Here is a 3,297-nt window from a genome sequence, read left to right as displayed (position 1 = left end):
ATTGAAAATGCTTCTATGCAGTTAATGGCATGTGCAGAAAAAACAAAAGATGCGACTAAAAGAAAAATCTTCTTCATATAACCTCCTATGTTGATGTCATTCTGCTTTTGCAAGTGCCAATATAGAAAAAGTTCCCCGCAAGATTTGTACCAAAAAAAGTGAATAATCTTTTGACAATTCTTTTGGGAGTGACGATATAACAAGTGAGGGTTGGTTCCCCTCCCGTACTAGTCATACGGTTCACCTATGGTTGGAAAATCCCTGAGTTAGCAGTTTAATTCGCTGACGGAATAGAGGGTGGCTTTTCCTGCCAGGGTCATTCTTTCGCCCTCGATTTTGCAGTAGAGAGTGCCTCCCCTTCGGGATGCCTGCCTTGCAATAATCTCTGGCTTATTCATCTTGCCACTCCAATAAGGCGCAATGTGGCAATGTCCTGATCCGCAGACCGGATCCTCGTTAATGGCAATTCGGGGGCCGAAACTTCTGGAGACGCAGTCTTCCTTGGAACCCTTTGCGGTAACGTGAGCCAGGAGACCTGGCAGTTCCTTCACCTTGTCGAAGTCCGGCTTCATGTTTTCGATGGTACTTTCGGAATCAAAAACGCAGAGCATGTCGCGACCCATGTAGGCTTCCGAAGGTCTGGCGCCTAAGGCAATTTCCATTTCATCTGTAACAGGAATAGGCTTCAGGTCGTATACCGGGAAGTTCATTTCATAAAGATCGCCATTTCTATTCACAATAAGCTGGCCGCTCAGGGTGTCAAAGACAATTTTCTCTGCCTTTTGTTCATAGAAGTTGAAAAGGGTAAAGGCAGTTGCCAAGGTGGCGTGGCCGCAAAGGTCCACTTCATCGCTGGGGGTAAACCATCGAAGGTGATACTTGGGAGCGGTTTCGTTATCCTCCATCTTAACCACGAAAGCAGTTTCGGAGAAGTTATTCTCGAAAGCGATGCTATGCATCAGGGAAACTTCCGGCCATTTATCCAGGACGCAAATTGCTGCCTGATTACCGTGGAAGAGAGTATCTGTAAATGCGTCTACGATGTACTGCTTCATAAATGAAAAATTGCGTGATGTTGTTTTATATTATTTTAGATCTAAATATGTCCATCGGAAGCAAGTGCTATGTTCTTGGGGTCGGTCATGTCGGTGAGCGAGCTCCCTGTCGCGACTCTCGCCCTACGAACGTTTCACGTGAAACCTTATTGGGATTTATTTTCAAGCGAATTTTAAATAGTCAATTCTACAAGGTTGCCTTCGGGATCCTGGACCACACTCTCATAGTACCCGTCTCCAGTGGTACGAGGCTGTCCAACGACAGTGACTCCATCAGTTTCCATTTGGGCGGTCAACTTATCCACCTTTTCTTTTGAACCAAGAGATATTGCAACATGGCACCAGCCAAAATGTGGATAGGATATTGAAGATTCAACATCAGTTCGGTGCATCACTTCAATGCGGGCGCCACCTTCGAAGGTAATGAACCTGCTGGTAAAACCTTTGGTGGGATTATGGTAGAGAGGTCCGATGGTGGCATTGAAATACTTCTGGTAGAATTCACAGACCTTTTCAATATTTTGAACCCAGATGGCAATGTGATCAATTTTCATAGGGATAATATATAATATGTTGGGCGCTACGAGTCTATAAATAAGTGAGGGATGTTTGCACTTGCGAAGTTTAAATATGTACATCAGGAGCAAGTGCAAACATTTTTTGATAGCGGCTTGGAGTGTTATTTTTCCACCGGCACCTGGATAATGGATAGCCACTTTTCGGGATCATCCTGATTCCAGGCTCCGTCCACATACACGCAGCGGAGGTCGCCCACGATCTTATAACCCTGCTCTTCGATGTACTTGAACATCTCGGTGTAGGACTGGTAAAAACGATCGTAGGGTCCGATGTGTTTTAGGCAGAGGGCTGTCTTCACTGCGGGCATGGTCTTGAACTGGACGATTTTAGGATCCTGGAGAGCTTCCTCCACCTGTTCGCAATATTCGATATACACAGCTTCGGGTTTGTATTCCTTGTTGTGTTCGATGGTAAAACAGTAACCGGTGGGAGAACATTTACAACCCAGGCGCTGCATCTATTCATAAAATTTGCGGTTCGCGACCCGCCCCTTTGTGATCACTTTTCTGCCACCTTGTCAGGCGACTATATAAATATAGACCCGGCCCTAAGGGACGAGTCAATAGGAAAAAAGAAGTTTTTTTGAAAAAATTAAAGCGGTATTTTGACACCGGCGTAGAATAGGCCGCGCTGTCCCCATCCCGCGAGTTGCATATAGAAGTATCCGATTTCTAGGCCTAGGAGGGTTCCATGGAACATGGGTGCGGCTCTTCCGTTGCTGCAGATGCCGAAACCGGCGTCAAGTTCCATATAGGGATTTACAAATCCGCCTTGGTTGTAGTTAAGTTTTGCTCTCGGCATTACGGTAGCGAAGAAATAGCCTTTTCCGGGTAGGGCGAAGTTAGCGATTATACCTGTTTCAAATAGTTCACCAACCTCGTAACCATAGTTAATACTGATATCTCCGAGGAATAATGTTTCATTTTCATCATCGCCGAATATGCCACTTACCAATGAAGCGATAGCCCAACCCAAGTCAGTGATGTTTAAAAAGCCATATTCAACACTGATGTTGTGTCTGCTCTTGGTCTGATTTTCTTTAAGCTGAGGATTTGGCTGATTATTTTCCTGGTCATAGGGAGAAACTTCCCAGTTGGATTCCTGGGCGAAAGTCGGAGTGGCAACCGCCAGACTTATCAACAACAGAATGAATTTTTTCATAAAACCCCCAATATATTGTTGATATCTTAAAGTTCCATAAAGAAGATTACGGCATCGACATAGCCTAGCTTCTTGTGGTTGAATGCTCCCGGCAGTCGACAAAGTTCCTTGAAACCCAGATTTTTCCAAAGGTGCATGGCAGGTTCGTTGGTGCTGATGACGAAGTTGAACTGGATTGCCTTAAAGCCCATGGCCTTGGCATTCCGGATACAGTCCTCGCCCATCTTTCGGCCGATGCCCTTTCCGCGGGCGGCGCTGGAAACCATAAAGGAGGCATTGGCTACATGGCTGCCTCGACCACGATGGTTTTGGATGATCTTGTAGAATCCAAGAACCTGGTCACCTTGACCTTCGTCCGAACTCTCTACCATGACCCAGCTGCTCACGCCCTTGCCGAACCAGTAGTCGAATGCGTCCTGGTCGCTGGCAGTTTCTTCAAAGTCGTAAGTGTCGCCGCCCTGAATCACTTCGCGGAAAATGGGCAGCATCTGGGGAAAATCAT

General features: G+C 46.1%; 5 protein-coding genes. All 5 read right to left on the bottom strand.

Features of this window, described 5'->3' with window-relative positions; translation table 11 throughout:
* Window positions 1–266: 266 nt before the first annotated feature.
* On the bottom strand, window positions 267–1,055 hold the full coding sequence (locus MJZ26_14750) for a PhzF family phenazine biosynthesis protein (protein ID MCQ2107035.1): 789 nt from the start codon (window positions 1,053–1,055) through the stop codon (window positions 267–269).
* A gap of 173 nt (window positions 1,056–1,228) precedes the next feature.
* A complete protein-coding gene (locus MJZ26_14745) occupies window positions 1,229–1,609 on the bottom strand; it encodes a VOC family protein (GenBank protein MCQ2107034.1) in 381 nt (126 codons plus the stop codon).
* Window positions 1,610–1,734: 125 nt separating this feature from the next.
* Window positions 1,735–2,091 carry a GyrI-like domain-containing protein gene (locus MJZ26_14740; protein ID MCQ2107033.1) on the bottom strand — a complete coding sequence of 119 codons (357 nt, stop codon included), beginning with the start codon at window positions 2,089–2,091 and terminating at the stop codon, window positions 1,735–1,737.
* Between the two features lie 134 nt (window positions 2,092–2,225).
* Window positions 2,226–2,795, bottom strand: coding sequence for a hypothetical protein (locus MJZ26_14735; protein ID MCQ2107032.1), 570 nt, complete (start codon window positions 2,793–2,795; stop codon window positions 2,226–2,228).
* A 26-nt stretch (window positions 2,796–2,821) separates the two neighbouring features.
* On the bottom strand, window positions 2,822–3,297 hold a 476-nt coding region (locus MJZ26_14730; GenBank protein ID MCQ2107031.1), incomplete at its 5' end, for a GNAT family N-acetyltransferase.

The sequence above is a fragment of the Fibrobacter sp. genome, from assembly GCA_024398965.1.
GTDB lineage: Bacteria > Fibrobacterota > Fibrobacteria > Fibrobacterales > Fibrobacteraceae > Fibrobacter.
Note: the sequence above shows the minus strand (reverse complement) of the source record. Positions and strands in the feature narration are given on the sequence as shown.

What these genes read in the sequence shown, in the direction of transcription:
- MJZ26_14740 (MCQ2107033.1), bottom strand. Translation starts at nt 2,091, where the DNA reads ATGCAGCGCCTGGGTTGTAAATGTTCTCCCACCGGTTACTGTTTTACC.
- MJZ26_14750 (MCQ2107035.1), bottom strand. Translation starts at nt 1,055, where the DNA reads ATGAAGCAGTACATCGTAGACGCATTTACAGATACTCTCTTCCACGGT.
- MJZ26_14745 (MCQ2107034.1), bottom strand. Translation starts at nt 1,609, where the DNA reads ATGAAAATTGATCACATTGCCATCTGGGTTCAAAATATTGAAAAGGTC.
- MJZ26_14735 (MCQ2107032.1), bottom strand. Translation starts at nt 2,795, where the DNA reads ATGAAAAAATTCATTCTGTTGTTGATAAGTCTGGCGGTTGCCACTCCG.